13 protein-coding genes are annotated in these 18,572 nt (G+C 70.7%); 11 read left to right on the forward strand and 2 right to left on the reverse strand.

Features of this window, described 5'->3' with window-relative positions:
* Window positions 1–84: 84 nt before the first annotated feature.
* The 8 genes from ACWGKQ_RS46985 (at window position 85) to ACWGKQ_RS47020 (ending at window position 9,844) form a co-directional block, all read left to right on the forward strand.
* Window positions 85–1,620, forward strand: coding sequence for a gamma-aminobutyraldehyde dehydrogenase (locus tag ACWGKQ_RS46985; protein ID WP_453298242.1), 1,536 nt, complete (start codon window positions 85–87; stop codon window positions 1,618–1,620).
* Window positions 1,621–1,674: 54 nt separating this feature from the next.
* Window positions 1,675–2,910: a polyamine ABC transporter substrate-binding protein gene (locus ACWGKQ_RS46990; RefSeq protein ID WP_453298243.1), complete on the forward strand. Its 1,236-nt coding sequence runs from the start codon at window positions 1,675–1,677 to the stop codon at window positions 2,908–2,910.
* Between the two features lie 7 nt (window positions 2,911–2,917).
* The gene (locus ACWGKQ_RS46995; protein WP_453298244.1) at window positions 2,918–4,063 is read left to right on the forward strand and encodes an ABC transporter ATP-binding protein; all 1,146 of its coding nucleotides are present in this window, start codon (window positions 2,918–2,920) and stop codon (window positions 4,061–4,063) included.
* The gene (locus ACWGKQ_RS47000; protein WP_453298245.1) at window positions 4,063–4,995 is read left to right on the forward strand and encodes an ABC transporter permease; all 933 of its coding nucleotides are present in this window, start codon (window positions 4,063–4,065) and stop codon (window positions 4,993–4,995) included. The genes ACWGKQ_RS46995 and ACWGKQ_RS47000 overlap by 1 nt, the downstream gene beginning before the upstream one ends.
* Complete coding sequence (locus ACWGKQ_RS47005; protein ID WP_453298246.1) at window positions 4,996–5,796, forward strand: ABC transporter permease; 801 nt, start codon at window positions 4,996–4,998, stop codon at window positions 5,794–5,796. It begins immediately after the preceding gene.
* A gap of 39 nt (window positions 5,797–5,835) precedes the next feature.
* Window positions 5,836–7,263: an NAD(P)/FAD-dependent oxidoreductase gene (locus ACWGKQ_RS47010; RefSeq protein WP_453298247.1), complete on the forward strand. Its 1,428-nt coding sequence runs from the start codon at window positions 5,836–5,838 to the stop codon at window positions 7,261–7,263.
* A gap of 143 nt (window positions 7,264–7,406) precedes the next feature.
* Window positions 7,407–7,853: a hypothetical protein gene (locus tag ACWGKQ_RS47015; protein WP_453298248.1), complete on the forward strand. Its 447-nt coding sequence runs from the start codon at window positions 7,407–7,409 to the stop codon at window positions 7,851–7,853.
* Window positions 7,854–8,068: 215 nt separating this feature from the next.
* On the forward strand, window positions 8,069–9,844 hold the full coding sequence (locus tag ACWGKQ_RS47020) for a chitinase (protein ID WP_453298249.1): 1,776 nt from the start codon (window positions 8,069–8,071) through the stop codon (window positions 9,842–9,844).
* Here ACWGKQ_RS47020 and ACWGKQ_RS47025 read toward each other — a convergent pair.
* Both ACWGKQ_RS47025 and gabT read right to left on the reverse strand, forming a co-directional pair.
* A complete protein-coding gene (locus tag ACWGKQ_RS47025; RefSeq protein WP_453298250.1) occupies window positions 9,783–10,646 on the reverse strand; it encodes a phosphatase PAP2 family protein in 864 nt (287 codons plus the stop codon). The genes ACWGKQ_RS47020 and ACWGKQ_RS47025 overlap by 62 nt on opposite strands.
* Window positions 10,647–10,868: 222 nt before the next feature.
* Window positions 10,869–12,203 carry a 4-aminobutyrate--2-oxoglutarate transaminase gene (gabT, locus tag ACWGKQ_RS47030; protein ID WP_453298251.1) on the reverse strand — a complete coding sequence of 445 codons (1,335 nt, stop codon included), beginning with the start codon at window positions 12,201–12,203 and terminating at the stop codon, window positions 10,869–10,871.
* Between the two features lie 302 nt (window positions 12,204–12,505).
* Between gabT and ACWGKQ_RS47035 the strand changes: the two genes are divergently transcribed.
* The 3 genes from ACWGKQ_RS47035 to ACWGKQ_RS47045 all read left to right on the forward strand — a co-directional run bounded on the left by ACWGKQ_RS47035 (window position 12,506) and on the right by ACWGKQ_RS47045 (window position 18,337).
* Window positions 12,506–14,692 carry an ATP-binding protein gene (locus ACWGKQ_RS47035; protein WP_453298252.1) on the forward strand — a complete coding sequence of 729 codons (2,187 nt, stop codon included), beginning with the start codon at window positions 12,506–12,508 and terminating at the stop codon, window positions 14,690–14,692.
* Between the two features lie 113 nt (window positions 14,693–14,805).
* Window positions 14,806–16,374, forward strand: a complete 1,569-nt coding sequence (locus tag ACWGKQ_RS47040; protein WP_453298253.1) for a PucR family transcriptional regulator — start codon at window positions 14,806–14,808, stop codon at window positions 16,372–16,374.
* A gap of 514 nt (window positions 16,375–16,888) precedes the next feature.
* On the forward strand, window positions 16,889–18,337 hold the full coding sequence (locus ACWGKQ_RS47045) for an aldehyde dehydrogenase family protein (protein WP_453298254.1): 1,449 nt from the start codon (window positions 16,889–16,891) through the stop codon (window positions 18,335–18,337).
* The last annotated feature ends 235 nt before the right edge of the window (window positions 18,338–18,572 follow it).

Genomic DNA, 18,572 nt, shown 5'->3' on the forward strand with positions numbered 1-18,572 from the left:
TGCTCTGTCAGGATCGGCAGTCAAATCGAGCTGGAGCTACGCCACCCGCCTCTCGGGACGGGGTGACGGCGGAGGAGAAGCGACATGGACAACCCGGGCACCGCCACCCCGGAGACCTTCCCCGCGCAGGAGCGGCTCGCGGACGGCGCGCAGTACATCGCGGGACGGTTCGCCAAGGGCACGTCGGGGCGTACGCACGCCGTCGTCGACCCGGCCACCGGCACGGACGTGTACACGTACGAGCTGGCCGGCCCGGCGGACGTCGACCGGGCCGTGGCCGCCGCGCGGGAGGCCTTTCCGGGCTGGGCCGGGACGACCCCCGGCGAGCGGTCGGACGCACTGCACCGGTTCGCCGCCGTGCTCGCCGACCGGGCGGAGGAATTCGCCCGCGCCGAGTCCCTCCAGTGCGGCAAGCCGCTGAAGCTCACGCGCGAGTTCGACGTGCCGGGGACCATCGACAACACCGCGTTCTTCGCGGGGGCCGCCCGGCACCTCCAGGGGCAGGCCGCCGCCGAGTACTCCGGTGACCACACGTCGTACGTCCGCCGCGAGCCCATCGGGGTCGTCGGTTCCATCGCGCCCTGGAACTATCCGCTCCAGATGGCCGCCTGGAAGATCCTCCCGGCGATCGCCGCAGGCAACACCATCGTGCTCAAGCCCGCCGAGCTCACCCCGCTCACCTCGCTGCTCTTCGCCGAGGCCGCCACGCTCGCCGGTATCCCGGACGGTGTCATCAACATCGTCACCGGGACCGGGAAGGAGGCCGGTGAACACCTTGTCGGGCACCCCGACGTGGCCATGACGTCCTTCACCGGGTCCACCGGTGTCGGCAAGCGGGTCGCCGAGGTCGCCACCGCGACCGTCAAGCGGCTCCACCTGGAGCTCGGCGGCAAGGCGCCCTTCGTGGTCTTCGACGACGCGGATCTGGAGGCGGCCGTGCACGGGGCCGTCGCCGGGGCGCTCATCAACACCGGGCAGGACTGCACCGCCGCCACGCGCGCGTACGTGCAGCGGCCGCTCTACGAGGCGTTCGTGGAGGGGACGGCCGCCCTGATGGAGACCGTGCGGCTCGGGGACCCGTTCGCTCCCGGTACCGACCTCGGGCCGCTGATCTCGCACGCCCAGCGGGACCGGGTCGCCGCCTTCGTGGAGCGGGCGCGCGGCTACGCGCGCGTGGTGACCGGCGGTGAGCCGCCGCAGGACGAGCTGAAGAGCGGTGCCTACTACCGGCCCACCCTGATCGCCGACGCGCCGCAGGACAGCGAGATCGTCCAGGCCGAGATCTTCGGCCCCGTGCTGGTCGTTCTGCCGTTCGACAGTGATGATGAGGGCATCCGGCTGGCCAACGACACCCCGTACGGTCTGGCCGCCTCCGCGTGGACCAGCGGCGTCTACCGGGCGAACCGCGCGACCCGCGAGATCAAGGCGGGGTGTGTGTGGGTCAACGACCACATTCCGATCATCAGCGAGATGCCGCACGGCGGCTACAAGGCATCCGGCTTCGGCAAGGACATGTCGACGTACTCGTTCGAGGAGTACACCCAGGTCAAGCACGTTATGTTCGACAATACGGCGGTGCCGCGGAAGGACTGGCACCGCACGATCTTCGGGGACCGATAGTCAGATCTTCGGCCGTTCGTCAGGCGGCCCCCTTCCCGAAAGGGCAGCAAGCGTATGAGGCAGTACGAGCCCGACCGCCCGACCCCGGTCGAACTGGCCGCCATCCGGCGCAGCCTCCGCACCGGCCGGGCCGCCCTGGCCCGCCGGTCGTTCCTGGGCGGCGCGCTCGCGGTGGGCGGTGTCGGGGCGCTGAGCGCCTGCGGCATCCCCGCGGCCGGCAAGTCCCAGGGCGGGGTCTCCGCCGACGACCACTCGGCCACGGAGAAGGTCGTCAACTTCTCCAACTGGCCCGAGTACATCGACGTCGACGACAGCGGGAAGAAGCATCCGACCCTTGACGCGTTCCGCAAGCGGACCGGGATCACGGTGAAGTACACCGAGGACATCAACGACAACGACGAGTTCTTCGGCAAGATCCAGCCGCAGCTCGCCGCCGGCCAGGACACCGGCCGGGACCTGATCGTCCTCACCGACTGGCTGGCCGCCCGCATGATCAGGCTCGGTTACGTCCAGAAGCTGGACGCGTCCAACCTGCCGCACGCCTTCGCCAACCTGTCGGACCAGTTCCGCAGCCCCGACTGGGACCCGGGCCGGGCCTACTCGTACCCCTGGCAGGGCATCTCGACCGTGGTCGCCTTCAACAAGAAGGCGCTGAACGGTGTCGAGGTGAAGTCGGTCTCCGACCTGCTCGACAACCCCGCGCTCAAGGGCCGCGTCGGCCTGCTGACCGAGATGCGGGACACCGTCGGCATGACCATGCTCGACATGGGCATCGACCCGGCGACGTTCACCGACGACGACTACGACGCGGTGATCGCCCGGCTCCAGAAGGCCGTCGACAAGGGCCAGATCCGCCGCTTCACCGGCAACGACTACACCTCGGACCTCAGCAAGGGCGACCTGGCCGCCTGCGTCGCCTGGGGCGGCGACATCGTGCAGCTCCAGGCCGACAACCCGGACGTCGACTACGTCATCCCGGCCAGCGGCTACATGACGTCGACCGACAACATGCTGATCCCCAACAAAGCGCGCCACAAGACGAACGCCGAGCGGCTCATCGACTACTACTACGAGCCCCAGCAGGCCGCGGAACTCGCCGCCTACATCAACTACGTCAGTCCGGTCGCGGACGTACAGCCGTACCTTGCCAAGATCGACAAGTCGGCGGCCAGCAACCCGCTGATCGTTCCCGACAAGGCCATGCAGGCCAAGTCCCGTGCCTTCCGCTCCCTGAGCTCGAAGGAAGAGACGGCCTACCAGCAGAAGTTCGCGAAGCTCACAGGGGCGTGACGACACCATGACGACAGACAGCAGCGGCGACGTCCGCCTCACCGGCATCGGCAAGACCTACGACAACGGCTTCACCGCCGTACGGCCGATGGACCTGACCGTGCCGCAGGGCTCCTTCTTCGCCCTCCTCGGTGCCTCGGGCTGCGGCAAGACCACCACCCTGCGCATGATCGCGGGCCTGGAGGAGCCGACCAGCGGCACCGTGCACCTCGGCGACCAGGACGTCACCCATCTGCCGCCGTACAAGCGGCCGGTGAACACGGTCTTCCAGTCCTACGCCCTCTTCCCGCACCTCGACATCTTCGAGAACGTCGCCTTCGGCCTGCGCCGGCGCGGCATCAAGAGTGTGAAGAAGCAGGTCGAGGACATGCTGGAGCTGGTGCAGCTCGGCGAGCAGGCGCGCAAGAAGCCGCACCAGCTCTCCGGCGGCCAGCAGCAACGCGTCGCGGTCGCCCGCGCGCTCATCAACCACCCCAAGGTGCTCCTGCTCGACGAGCCGCTCGGCGCCCTCGACCTCAAGCTGCGCCGGCAGATGCAGCTGGAGCTCAAGCGGATCCAGACCGAGGTCGGCATCACCTTCGTCCACGTCACGCACGACCAGGAGGAGGCCATGACCATGGCCGACACGGTCGCCGTGATGAACGCGGGGCGCGTCGAGCAGCTCGGCTCCCCGGCCGACCTCTACGAGAACCCGAACACGACCTTCGTCGCCAACTTCCTCGGCACGTCCAACCTCATCGAGGCCGAGGTCGACACCAAGAACGGGGACGACATCATCCTCAAGGCCGGCGGCGGGAAGCTGGTGCTGCCCGAGGCGCGATGTTCGGCGCCGACCACGACCGGCGGCAAGGTGCTGGTCGGGGTCCGGCCCGAGAAGATCTCCCTCACGCACGCGGACGACGCGGGCGCCATCCCCGAGGGCCGCAACCGCATCACCGGCAAGGTCGCCGACGCCAGTTTCATCGGCGTCTCCACGCAGTACGTCATCGACAGCGCGGTCTGCCCGGAGTTCGCGGTGTACGTACAGAACGTCGAGCGCGACGGACGGCTCGTCCCCGGCGCCGACGTCGTCCTGCACTGGAGCCCGGCGCACACCTTCGGCCTCGACGCCGCCCAGGACATCGACGCCGGCACCGAGGAGGAGGCCGCCTGATGGCCACGCTCTCCGAGGCGCCCCCGCCGCTGGCGGCCGCCGAACCCGAGACGAAGAAGCCCGCGCGCAAGCGCGGCAAGTGGACCCCCTACTGGCTGCTGCTGCCCGGCATCCTCTGGCTGGTCGTCTTCTTCGCCCTGCCGATGATCTACCAGGGGTCCACGTCGATCCAGACGGGCTCCCTGGAAGAGGGCTACAAGGTCACCTGGCACTTCGTGACCTACTGGGACGCGCTGAGCGAGTACTGGCCGCAGTTCCTCAGGTCCGTCTTCTACGCCGCCGCGGCCACGGTCCTGTGCCTGCTGCTCGGCTACCCGCTGGCGTACCTCATCGCCTTCCGCGCCGGCCGCTGGCGGAACCTGATCATGATCCTGGTGATCGCGCCGTTCTTCACCAGCTTCCTGATCCGCACCCTGGCCTGGAAGACGATCCTCGCCGACAACGGCCCGGTCGTGCACGTCCTGAACTCGCTGCACATCCTGAGCGTCACCGACTTCCTCGGCTGGACGGCCGGCGACCGCGTGCTGGCCACCCCGCTCGCCGTCGTCTGCGGTCTGACGTACAACTTCCTGCCGTTCATGATCCTGCCGCTCTACACCTCGCTGGAGCGGATCGACGGACGGCTGCACGAGGCGGCCGGCGACCTGTACGCCAAGCCGTTCACGACGTTCCGGAAGGTCACCTTCCCGCTGTCGATGCCGGGCGTGGTCTCCGGCACGCTGCTGACCTTCATCCCGGCGGCCGGTGACTACGTCAACGCCGAACTCCTCGGCTCGACCGACACCCGCATGATCGGAAACGTGATCCAGACGCAGTTCCTGCGGATCCTGGACTACCCGACGGCCGCCGCGCTGTCCTTCATCCTCATGGCCGCGATCCTCGCCATGGTCACCATCTACATCCGTCGGTCCGGGACGGAGGATCTGGTCTAAATGCCCTTCGTCAACTGGTTCAAGAAGAATCTCGTCGTCATCGCGGGAATTCTGACCCTCGGATATCTCCTCCTTCCGAACGTCATCGTCACGGTGTTCTCCTTCAACAAACCGAAGGGGCGCTTCAACTACGAATGGCAGCAGTTCTCGCTCGACGCCTGGAAGCAGCCGTGCGGGGTCGCCGACATGTGCGGCTCGCTCTCCATCAGCCTGCAGATCGCCACCCTGGCGACGATCGGCGCCACCGTGCTCGGCACGATGATCGCCTTCGCGCTGGTCCGCTACCGGTTCCGGGCCCGTGGCGCGGTGAACTCGCTGATCTTCCTGCCGATGGCGATGCCCGAGGTCGTCATGGCGGCCTCGCTGCTCACCCTGTTCCTCAACATGGGCGCCCAGCTGGGCTTCTACACCATCCTGATCGCCCACATCATGTTCTGCCTCAGTTTCGTCGTCACCGCCGTCAAGGCGCGTGTGATGTCGATGGACCCGCGCCTGGAGGAGGCGGCCCGGGACCTCTACGCCGGACCGGTGCAGACGTTCGTCAGGGTCACCCTCCCCATCGCGGCCCCCGGCATCGCGGCGGGCGCGCTGCTCTCCTTCGCGCTCTCCTTCGACGATTTCATCATCACCAATTTCAACGCGGGCTCCACCGTCACCTTCCCCATGTTCGTCTGGGGCTCGGCACAGCGCGGCACGCCCGTCCAGATCAATGTCATCGGTACGGCCATGTTCCTGGTCGCCGTACTCTTCGTGCTGGCATCGATGCTCATCAACAGCCGCCGCAACAGGCAAAAGGCATAACCGCATAACCCCTAATTGACTCTGTAGGGAGTTGAAATCATGGCCCCGAGCGCCATGAGCCGTCAGGCAGATTGGACCAGGTCTCTCTCCGAAGCACAGCCGGTCCCGTACTGGCTGGAAGACCCCGGCAAGCCCCACCCCGAGCCCGCGCTGACCGGCGCCGACACCTGCGACCTGCTGGTCGTCGGCGGCGGCTACAGCGGACTGTGGACCGCGCTCAACGCCAAGGAGCGCGACCCCGGGCGCGATGTGGTCCTGCTGGAAGGCCACGAGGTGGGCTGGGCCGCCTCGGGCCGCAACGGCGGCTTCTGCGCCGCCTCGCTCACCCACGGGCTGCCCAACGGCCTCGCCCGCTGGCCCGGGGAGATCCACCGCCTGGAGGAGCTGGGCCGGCGCAACCTCGACGAGATCGAGGCCGCCGTCGCCCGGCACGGCATCGACTGCGAGTTCGAGCGCACCGGCGAGATCGACGTCGCGACCGAGACCTACCAGGCGTGGGAACTGCGGGACTGGCACAAGGAACTGGAGCAGCAGGGCCTCGCGGAGGACCTGGAGTTCCTCGACGCCGACGCGGTGCGGGCACAGGTGAACTCGCCGACCTTCGAGGCGGGCCTGTACGACCGCCGGGGCGTGGCCATGCTCCACCCGGCCAAGCTCGCCTGGGGCCTCAAGCAGGCCTGCCTCGCGCTCGGCGTCCGGGTGTACGAGCACACGCCCGCCGTCGCCCTGAAGGCCTACGGCGCCGGCATGGCCGTACGCACCCCGTACGGGGCGGTCCGCGCCCGGCAGGTCGTGCTCGCCACCAACATCTTCCCGAACCTGCTCAAGCGGGTCCGCGCCTACACCGTCCCGGTCTACGACTACGCCCTGATGACCGAGCCGCTCAGCGCCGAGCAGCTCGGCGCGATCGGCTGGAAGAACCGGCAGGGCCTCGGGGACTCCGCCAACCAGTTCCACTACTTCCGGCTGTCCGCCGACAACCGCATCCTGTGGGGCGGTTACGACGCCATCCACCACTACGGCGGCCGGGTGCGCCGCGAGTACGACGACCGCCCGGAGACCTACGCCAAGCTCGCCGAGCACTTCTTCACCTGCTTCCCGCAGCTGGAGGGCGCCCGCTTCACGCACGCCTGGGGCGGCGCGATCGACACCTGCTCCCGCTTCTCGGCGTTCTTCGGCACCGCGCACCAGGGGAAGGTGGCGTACGCGGCCGGGTACACCGGCCTCGGCGTCGGGGCCACCCGGTTCGGGGCCGATGTGATGCTGGACCTGCTGTCGGGGGAGGAGACCGAGCGCACCCGGCTGGAGATGGTCCGCAAGAAGCCGCTGCCGTTCCCGCCCGAGCCGTTCGCCTGGACGGGCATCGCCCTCACCAAGTGGTCGCTGGCCCGCGCGGACGCGCACGGCGGCCGCCGCAACCTGTGGCTCAGGGCGATGGACCGGCTGGGGCTGGGCTTCGACAGCTGAGCCGGTTCGGCGCCGACCCCTTTTGAGGTGTGATCCAGGTCACTTCAATCGGTCGGTGAAACCCGCGTAATGCTCTCCGGAGACCTCCCTCTCTCCCCGTGACGCGACGCCCGCGTCGACGAGCGAGATGGGGAGGTCTTCTGATGACTGGGGCGAAGACGGCGGTCGAATGGCTGGCATCCGTCGCACCTGATCCCGAGGCCTGCCGCTGGGAATGGGAGCGCAACCCGCTGGGGATCGCGCTGCTGCCCGCCGGCAGGGCCTGGGACGTGCTGATCCTGCCGGGCGAACTCGGCTATCCGACCCTCGACGTGCTCACCCGCGTCCTCGACCAGCCGGGGCCCGTCCTGGTCGACTTCGGGGACGGCCGGGTGGGCTTCTTCGTGCCGCCCGGTACGGCCGCCAGGTGGCTCGGTACCGGGATCCGCACGGCGGGGGCCGGGACCTGGATCGTCGTGCCGTATCCGGGGCGGTCGACGCAGGGGGTGCGGTGGCTGGTGGTGCCGGACGGGTCGGGGACGTTGACGGATCCGGGGCTGCTGGAGCTGGCGATGCATGAGGCGGCCGCCGGCTTGGCCGACGGTGACTAGGCGCCGTTCACGTGCGGGTTGTCGGTCGGCTGCGAGTTCGTCGTGGCTGGTCGCGCAGTTCCCCGCGCCCCTGACGGGGCGTTGCCCTGTGGGGGATCGCGAAGAGCCGTAGCTCTTGACAAGCTAATTGGTCTGGACCAAATTGAGCGCGCACCCCACCTCCAAATCCCCCACCACCGGAGGCACTTGTGGTTCGTGCGAGACCTGTTCTCACCATGCTCACGGCCCTGCTGCTGGCCGTACCCGGGATCACCGCGCTCTCGTCGGCCGCCCGTGCGGCCGACGCGGATCTTGCCGTCAACGGCGGGTTCGAGTCCGGTCTCTCCGGATGGGCCTGCACGGCGGGCAGCGGTACGACGGTCGGCTCACCCGTGCACAGCGGGAGTTCCGCGCTCCAGGCGACCCCGGCCGGCAGCGACAACGCCCAGTGCGCGCAGACCGTGACCGTCAAGCCGAGCTCGCAGTACACCCTGTCCGGCTACGTCCGCGGCTCCTACGTCTACCTCGGCGCGAGCGGCACCGGCAGCACCGACGTCTCCACCTGGACCCAGTCCGCCCCCGACTGGCAGAAACTCACCACCACCTTCACCACCGGCGCCTCCACCACCAAGGTCACCATCTACACCCACGGCTGGTACGGCACCGGCGCCTACTACGCCGACGACGTGTCGCTGGTCGGACCGGGCGCCTCCGCGGGCCAGCCGCCGACCGCGCCCACCGGCCTCACCGCCGGCACGGTCACCTCCTCCAGTGTCGCCCTCTCCTGGGCCGCGGTCGGCGGTGCCACGAGCTACGCGGTCTACCGGGACGGGACCAAGGTCCAGACGGCGACCGGGACTTCGGCCACCGTGACCGGGCTGTCCCCGTCGACGGCGTACAGCTTCCAGGTCACCGCCGTGAACGACGCCGGCGAGTCCGCGAAGTCGGCCGCGGTGACGGCCACCACGACCGCCGGTTCCTCCGGAGGCTCCACCGGCCTGCCCACCCACGCCCTCGTCGGCTACCTGCACTCCTCCTTCGCCAACGGCTCCGGCTACACCCGGCTCGCCGACGTCCCCGACAGCTGGGACGTCATCGACCTGGCCTTCGGCGAACCCACCTCGGCCACCTCCGGGGACATCCGCTTCAACCGCTGCCCGGTCACCGAGTGCGCCAACGTCGAGAGCGACGCCGACTTCAAGGCGGCGATCAAGGCCAAGCAGGCGGCCGGCAAGAAGGTGCTGATATCGATCGGCGGCGCCAACGGCCAGGTCCAGCTCACCACGACCGCCGCCCGGGACACCTTCGTCTCCTCCGTCTCGAACATCATCGACACCTACGGCCTCGACGGTCTCGACATCGACTTCGAGGGCCACTCGCTCTCTCTGGACGCGAGCGACACGGACTTCAAGAACCCGACGACCCCGGTGATCGTCAACCTCATCTCCGCACTGAAGACGCTGAAGGCCAAGTACGGCTCGAAGTTCGTGCTGTCCATGGCGCCGGAGACGTTCTTCGTGCAGATGGGCTACCAGTTCTACGGCACCGGCAAGTTCGGCGGCCAGGACCCGCGCTGCGGGGCGTACCTCCCGGTCATCTACGCCCTCCGCGACGACCTGACCCTGCTGCACGTCCAGGACTACAACTCGGGCTCGATCATGGGCCTCGACAACCAGTACCACTCCATGGGCGGCGCCGACTTCCACATCGCGATGACCGACATGCTGCTCACCGGCTTCCCGGTGGCGGGCGACGCGAACAACGTCTTCCCGCCGCTGCGCCCCGACCAGATCGCGATCGGCATGCCGGCCTCGACGAACGCGGGCAACGGCTACGTGGCCCCGTCCGAGGTCACCAAGACCCTGGACTGCCTGACGAAGAGGACGAACTGCGGGTCGTACGCCACCCACGGCACCTGGCCGGCCCTGCGCGGCCTGATGACCTGGTCGATCAACTGGGACCGGTACTCGAACTGGGAGTTCGAGAAGAACTTCGACGCGTATTTCGGGTGAGGGTGAGCACCAGTCCCAGCGACGTCAGCAGGACGGTGGCCAGGCACCAGCTGGCCACCACGTCCAGCGGCCAGTGCCAGCCGCGGCGGACCAGGCCGTAGGAGACGCCGAGGACCAGGGCCGCGCAGCCGGCGACGACGGTCCGGCGGGCGGCGGCGGACGTGAGCCAGGGGAGGAGGATCAGGGTCGCGGAGCCGTACGCGATCGCCGCCGTCGCCGTGTGGCCGGAGGGGAAGTAGCCGACCGCCGGGGGGACGACCGGGGTCCCCGGGCGGGCGGTCCAGTCCTTGAGCGGCACGATGACCGCCGGGACCAGGGCCATCAGGACGGCGGCGGCCGTGGGCGGCAGCCACCACCGGTCTGTACCGGTGGCACGGCCGCGCCGGGCGACATGGGCGATGACGAGCACCAGGACCGGGACCGCGACCTGCACGTTCCCGAGGTCGGAGAGGAGCTCGGAGAACCGGTCCGGGTGGACGAGTGCGCTGCTCAGGCGGCTGTCCAGGCGGAGCAGCGGGCCATGGGCCACGACCTGCCAGGTGATCAGCGCGAAGAGAAGGGCCGGCAGGCCCAGAAGTCCCAGGAGTCCCACGAGGGGAAAGCGGAGGAAGGAGGTCGGCCGCCCCGGAACAGGGGGGGTAGTTCCGAGGCGGCCGTCCGGATCGGAACGCCGCGCGCCCCGGGGGGTTTGGGGCGGGCGACCGTCCGATCGGTGAGGAGATCCGGAGCCGGAGGCCCCGGTTGTGTGCGCGAGGGCACGACCAGGTCGAAGCTGGGGAGGCCCCGGCCTGAGATCGCCCACAGTCCCCTGTGGGCGGGGTGTATCTCTCATCTGGATAGAACCTACGGCAGGGGCCGGGGCCGCGACAGGCGGAATCGCGTCCCGTCATCCACCCCGCACACCTTCTTCACACGGCCTGACGGGGGCCGCCCCAGCCCCCCACATCACGCCAGGTGGGAGGGGTGGGGCGGTTGTGACACATGGGTTCGACACCCTTTGCGCGGGCTTGGAGAAGCCTGTGGCTCAGATCCGCGCGAAGGCCTGCTCGATGATGTCGAGGCCCTCGTTGAGGAGGTCCTCGCCGATCACGAGCGGGGGCAGGAAGCGGAGCACGTTGCCGTAGGTGCCACAGGTCAGGACCAGCAGTCCCTCCTGGTGGCAGGCCTTGGCGAGGGCCGCGGTGGCCTCCGGGTTCGGCTCCTTGGTGGTGCGGTCCTTGACCAGCTCGATGGCGATCATCGCGCCCCGGCCGCGGACGTCGCCGATGACGTCGAACTTCTCGGCCATGGCGGCGAGACGCGGCTTCATGATCGCCTCGATGTTCTTCGCCCTGGCGTTGAGGTCGAGCTCCTTCATGGTCTCGATGGCCCCGAGCGCACCGGCGCAGGCGACGGGGTTGCCGCCGTAGGTGCCACCAAGCCCGCCGGCGTGCGCGGCGTCCATGATCTCCGCGCGGCCGGTCACCGCGGCCAGCGGCAGCCCGCCGGCTATGCCCTTGGCCGTGGTGATCAGGTCCGGGACGATGCCCTCGTCCTCGCACGCGAACCACTGGCCCGTACGGCAGAACCCGGACTGGATCTCGTCCGCGACGAAGACGATCCCGTTGTCCTTGGCGAACTGGCTGAGCGCCGGCAGGAAGCCCTTCGCCGGCTCGATGAAGCCGCCCTCGCCGAGCACCGGCTCGATGATGATCGCGGCGACGTTGTCGGCGCCGATCTGCTTGCTGATCTGGTCGATGGCCTGGGCGGCGGCCTCCGGGCCGGCGTTCTCCGGGCCGGTGAGCCAGCGGTAGGCGTAGGCGACCGGGACCCGGTAGACCTCGGGCGCGAACGGACCGAAGCCGTTCTTGTACGGCATGTTCTTCGAGGTCAGCGCCATGGTCAGGTTGGTCCGGCCGTGGTACCCGTGGTCGAACACGACGACGGCCTGGCGCTTGGTGTAGGCGCGGGCGATCTTCACGGCGTTCTCGACGGCCTCGGCGCCGGAGTTGAACAGCGCGGACTTCTTGGCGTGGTCACCCGGGGTGAGCTCCGCGAGGGCCTCGGCGACCTCCACGTAGCCCTCGTACGGGGTGACCATGAAACAGGTGTGGGTGAAGTCGGCCAGCTGGGCGCTCGCCCGGCGTACGACGGCCTCGGCGGAGGCGCCGACGGAGGTCACGGCGATGCCGGAGCCGAAGTCGATGAGGCGGTTGCCGTCGACGTCCTCGATGATGCCGCCGCCCGCGCGGGCGGTGAAGACGGGCAGCACCGAGCCCACACCCTGCGCCACCGCGGCCAGACGGCGGGACTGAAGTTCCTGCGACTTCGGGCCGGGGATGGCGGTGACGACGCGACGCTCCTGCGGAAGTGCGGTCATGGGGGCTCCCTGATGAGTGGTGCGAACCGATGCGTGCCGGGCGCGTCCCGTCCGGTTGCTCCGGTGGTGCGTTTTCGGACGCTTTCCTTCTTTCTTCGCAGGCTAGGGCCGGGTGTGAGAGGTGGGCATGCTCCATGTGGGCGTTGTCGGAGAGTGACCTTGTCCGTGTTGGACATAGTGCGGTCGGGGGACCGGTGCCCGGCCGGACGGCTCCTCGGCCGCGTAAGCGGTGAACTCCCCTTGTGAGGGCGTTAGATTGGCCGCTGACGGTGGACGGAACGGCTGGTCAGGGAGCGAGAGCGATGGACAGCGACGGGACGCGGGACACGCGGCGTACGCATGCGAATCCTGTGCCGCGACCGGCGGGGCCACAGGACGCGAACGCGGCACCGACCGAGGCGTCCGGGATGCCTACGCAGGCGCCCGGGATGCCGCCACGCCCGGCGGCACCACCGACGGTGCCTCCGCTGCCGGACGGCTCGGCCTTCCTGACCTGGCTGCGGACGCCCAGGCCGGAGGCGGCGCCGGGGGTGTGGCGGTTCGGCTACCGGCCCCGGGCGGCCAAGGAACCCGAGGAACTGCCCACCCGGCAACTGCTCAGCGGTGCCCTGATCGCCTTCCTGGTGGGGTGGCTGGTGTGGTCGCTGCTGACGCACGGGTATCTGGGGGCGTGGTGGGGGCTGCCGCTCCAGCTCCTCCTCCCCGACTCGTGGCAGGGCGCGAACGCCACGATCGCACCGACCGCGACTCATCTCATCTACCAGGGCTACACCTACCTGATCGCTCTCTCCATCATGCTCGTGGTCGGCAAGCTCGGCCGGTGGGGAGAGGTGTGGCGGCGGTTCGTCGTGCCGCTGTTCAAGCCCGCGGAGCCCCGTCAGGAGCCCCCGGCGCCCGAGGCGGACCCCGCCCAGTGGCCCCACCTCCGTGCCGCGGGAGCACCCGAGGCCGCCGACCGGCTGGCCGGGGAGGCGCGCAGCGGGCTGATGCGGGACGTGGACCATGCCCGGATCGCCCGCGCCTGGCAGGGCGTGAAGAGCGGCCGGCACAGCATGGCGACCTTCACCGCCGCCGTGGTCAAGGACGGCGCCGCCGCCTGTCTGCACCCCTCCGGCGAACGCGACCTGCCCGCCCGGCACGCCCGGCACGACCTGGTCACCGGCCAGGTCCGGGTCGGCACGACCGCCGACGACCCCCGCAACCCCTATCAGTACCGGGGCGCCGGTCTCGCCCTCGGCCCCGACCTGCTCGGCACCTCGCTGCTCGCCGTCGGCCCGGCCGGCTCCGGCAAGACCGGTTCCCTGGTCCGCCCGCTCGCCGAGTCGCTCTGCCTGCACGCGCTCGCCGGCCGCGCCTCGGTGGTCGTCGTCGGCGCGGCCGGAGCCGGCCTCGGCCCCGCCGACTCCTACGACGTCGTCGTCCGTATCGCGCACCCCGAGTCCGTCTACGACCTCGACCTGTACGGCGGCACCACCGACCCCGACGAGGCCGCCGCCATACTCGCCGAGGCCCTGGTCGGCGACCTCGCCGACCCGCACCCCGGCAGCGACAGCCGCCGCTCCACCACCGTCCTCGCCCAGCTGCTCGGCCCGTTCAGGGCGGTCCACGGCCGCTTCCCCTCCGTCCCCGAACTCCGCCAGCTCCTCGACGGCGCCCCCGGCCCGCTCGCCGCGCTCCGCAAGGCGCTGACGTCGACCGGCCACGAGTCGCTGCTGCGCGAGCTCGACGCACGGGAACGGCAGATGGGACAGCCGGGGGACGTGGGCGCGGTGCTGGCCGACCGCATCGCACTCCTCGACCGCCCGGCCTTCGCCGGCTTCTTCGACACCTCCGGCCAGACCCGCCCCTTCTCCCTCAGGGCCCTCGACCACCCGGTCCGGGTCCGCATCGACCTGCCCGAGCGCGGCCACGCCGACGCCTCCCGCATCCTGGCCCGCCTGGTGCTCGCCCAGTTCACGGCGAGCGTGACGGTGCGGGACGACCGCTCGCTCTTCTCCTGCCTGCTCCTGGACGACGCGACGGGCGTGGTGACCCCGGAGGCGGTCCGCGCCGTCCAGCGCCTGCGCTCCGCGAACGCGGGCATCGTGCTGACCCTGCGCACCCTGGACGACGTGCCCCGCCCGCTCCGCGGCCCGCTGCTCGGTGCCACCGGCTGCCGGATGGCCTTCGCCGGACTCACCCCCTGGGACGGGCAGGACTTCGCCGAGGTCTGGGGCAAGGAGTGGATCGAGGCCCGGGACGTCACGGACCGCCAGATCATCGCGGAGACCCCGGCGGGCAAGGCGCTGCACGTGGTACGCCGGGTGATCACCGGCAAGACGGCGACGGCCAGGGCGGTGACCGTCCGCCAGGTGGAGCGGGAGCGCTGGTCGGCCTCGGAACTGGCCCACGGGGTGCCACCGGGCCACGCGGTCCTGTCCCTCACGACGGTCAAGGGCGAACACGCGCCGCCGCTGCTGGTGGACCTGAGGGGCGGCGGCCGGCTCTGAACACGGGGGCACACGGGACCGTACAGTGAGGCAGAATCGGTACAGGCCGTTCATACGGGACGGCCAAAGAATAGTGCCCTCGCTCACGACCGAAGAGAAGACCTGACGGCCTCATGCCACCGACGCTCGCCTCGCTCGTCCACCACTCCGCGCTCAAACTGACCGTGCGCGCGGGCGAGGACCGCCTCGACGTGCCCGTGCGCTGGGCCCATGTCAGCGAACTCGCCGACCCGGTGCCGTACATGGAGGGCGGGGAACTGCTCCTGATCACCGCGCTGAAGCTGGACGCGGAGGATCCGGAGGCGATGCGGAAGTATGTGAAGCGCCTGGTGGGAGCCGGTGTGGTGGGCCTCGGCTTCGCCGTCGGGGTGAATTACGACGAGATCCCCAAGGCCTTGGTCGACGCGGCGGAACACGAAGGCCTGCCTCTCCTCGAAGTACCGCGCCGCACCCCCTTCCTCGCCATCAGCAAGGCGGTCTCGGCGGCGATCGCGGCCGACCAGTACCGGGCGGTGACGGCGGGCTTCGCCGCCCAGCGCGAACTGACCAGGCAGGCGCTGAACGCCGGCCCGGAGGGCTTGCTCGCCGCGCTCGCGGCACAGGTGGACGGCTGGGCGGCGCTGTACGACGCGTCCGGCGCGGTCGTCGCGACCGCGCCGGAGTGGGCGGGCCGCCGGGCGACCCGCCTCACGCCGGAGGTGGAGCGGCTCAGGGAACGCCCGGCACCTGCGTCCTCGGTGGTCGGCGGCCCCGACAACGAGGACCGGGTGGAACTGCACTCCCTCGGCACCGGCCGCCGCCCGAGAGCGGCCCTGGCGGTCGGCACGGCCTCGGCGCTGGGCACGGCGGAGCGCTACGCCGTCCACTCCGCGATCGCCCTCCTCACCCTCACGACGGAACGCTCCCGCTCACTCCATGCCGCCGAGCAGCGGGTCGGGGCGGCGGTGCTGCGCATGCTGCTCGCCGGGCAGCCGGACCATGCCCGCGGGGTCGCCGGGGACCTGTACGGCGGGCTGCTCGACGCCCCGTTCCGGATGATCGTCGCGGACGCGGGGGGCGAGCTGCTGGCCGGGCTCACGGAGGCGGTGGAGTCGGCCGCGGCCCGTTCCGGGGAGGCGGTGCTGGTGGTGCCCGAGGGCGAGCGGCTGGTGGTGCTGGCCGCGGACGGAGGTGCGGCGGTGGCGGCGTGCGTGGAGTACGCGGCGGCGCGCGAGGTGGCGCGGGCGACGTCGGAGCAGGCGGCGGCCGCGGAGGACGACGAACCGGTCATCGGCCTCTCCGCCCCGTCCGGCCCCATCGCGGCGGCGGCCGCCTACAAACAAGCCGAACAGGCACTGTCCGTGGCCCGGCGCCGGGGCCGGATCCTGGTCGAACACGAACAGCTGGCATCGGGTTCGGTCCTGCCCCTCCTGGCCGACGACGCGGTGAAGGCGTTCGCCGACGGCCTGCTGAGGGCGCTGTACGAGCACGATGCCACCGGCAGGGGAGACCTGGTGGCCTCCCTCCGGGCCTGGCTCTCCCGGCACGGCCAGTGGGACGCGGCGGCGGCGGACCTCGGCGTCCACCGCCACACCCTCCGCTACCGCATGCGAAGGGTGGAGGAAATCCTGGGCCGCTCCCTGGACGACCCGGACGTCCGGATGGAACTGTGGCTGGCCCTGAAGGCGACGTCGGCGGACTGAAGATTTTTTTGCCCACCCACCCACCCACCCGACTCGCCCAGCCGAGAGCCGACCGCCCCGGCGCAGCAAGGGGCCCTGCAGCGCCGTTGCCGCCTGCGGCTCGCAGTGGGCTGATCGCGCAGTTCCCCGCGCCCCTACGTTTCTCACCGCCCCCGGCACCCAAAACGCAACGCCGGACCTGCACCCCCACTCTCCAGCCCGTCCGGCCTTTGAGGAGGAGAGCCACAACTCAGCCCGTCCGGCGTTCGAGGACGAGGCCGAAGGGTGAAGCGGGGGTCCGGGGGCGGCAGCCCCGAAGCGGGCGGTCGAAGGGGGCCCACCCCCTGGAGGACGGGACGGGTAGGGGCGGCGGGGGCGAGAAAAGACGGCCCACCCCCGGACCGTGCCAAACCGGCGCACCCCCCACCCCCACCACTACACCCCGGATAAACGCACCCCCGCCCCCACCGACCTACCGTGGACCCGAACACCCAGCACACACCCACCCCCAACGCGGAAGGGCCGGGACTCGCACATGACCTCCACCCACGCCTTCTGGCTCGCCGGCCGTCAGGCCACCGGCGAGGACACCTTCGACGTCACCAACCCGTGGGACGCCCGTCTCGTCGGCAAGGTCAGCGTGCCCACCGACGCCCAGGTCGAGGAAGCCGTCGCCGCCGCGTACGCCGTACGGGACGAGTTCGCCGCCACCCCGGCCCACGTACGCGCCGCTGCCCTCGACCACGTCAGCCGCCGCCTCGCCGAGCGCACCGAGGACATAGCCCGGCTGATCTCCGCCGAGAACGGCAAGCCGATCAAGTGGGCCCGGGGCGAGGTCGGCCGCGCCGTCTCCGTGTTCCGGTTCGCCGCCGAAGAGGCCCGCCGCTTCAACAGCGGCGAGGCCCAGCGCCTCGACACCGACCTCGGCGGCCAGGGCCGCCTGGCGCTCACCCGCCGCTTCCCGAAGGGCGCCGTGCTCGGCATCGCGCCCTTCAACTTCCCGCTCAACCTGTGCGCCCACAAGATCGCCCCGGCGATCGCGGCCGGCGTGCCGATCATCCTGAAGCCGGCCCCCGCGACTCCGCTCTCCGGCCTGATCATCGGCGACCTGCTCGCCGAGACGACCGGTCTCCCGGCCGGCTCCTGGTCGATCCTCCCGGTCGCCAACGACAAGATGGCCGACCTCGTCCAGGACGAGCGCCTCCCGGTCATCTCCTTCACCGGTTCCGAGAAGGTCGGCTACTCGATCATGGACTCGGTGCCCCGCAAGCACTGCACCCTGGAGCTCGGCGGCAACGGCGCGGCCGTCGTCCTCGGCGACTACGCCTCCGACGCCGACCTGGACTGGGCCGCGACCCGCATCGCGACCTTCTCCAACTACCAGGGCGGTCAGTCCTGCATCTCCGTGCAGCGGGTGATCGCGGACGCCACCGTCTACGACCGTCTCCTCCCGCGCATCGTCGCGGCCGTCGAGGCCCAGGTCACCGGCGACCCCGCCGATGACAAGACCGACGTCGGCCCGCTGGTCAGCGAGGCGGCGGCGGAGCGCGTCGAGGCGTGGGTGAAGGAGGCCGTCGAGGCCGGTGCCACCCTGGTCACCGGCGGCGACCGCGACGGCGCCAGCTACGCGCCGACCGTCCTCACCGACGTCCCGGCCGACACCACCATCTCCTGCGAGGAGGTCTTCGGTCCCGTCCTCACCGTGCAGAAGGTGAACGGCGAGGCCGAGGCCTTCGCCGCCGTCAACGCCTCCAAGTACGGCCTCCAGGCGGGCGTGTTCACCCACGACGTCCAGGTCGCCTTCCGCGCCCACCGCGCGCTTGAGGTCGGTGGCGTGATCGTCGGCGACGTCCCCTCCTACCGCGCCGACCAGATGCCGTACGGCGGTGCCAAGCAGTCCGGCGTCGGCCGCGAGGGCGTCAAGTTCGCGATGGACGACTACACCTACGAGCGCGTCCTGGTGCTCACCGGCCTCGCCCTCTGACCTGCCGCGGACAGGCCCGAGAGCGACGAGACGGCCGCAGCCCGCTGTGCGGGGGCTGCGGCCGTTCGCATGGATCTATTGCTCATGGGAACCATTTTCAAGTATAGTCGTCCGTGACGCTCGATCGTCGTCCCCTCGAAGGGGGCCGGGCCCGGGTGCCACCGGGGGCGGGCCCCCTCTGCGTGGCGGCCGCGCCGGGCCCCCAACCCGGGGACCCGACATGAGGGCGCCGCAG

The organism is Streptomyces sp. NPDC054770, assembly GCF_053611985.1.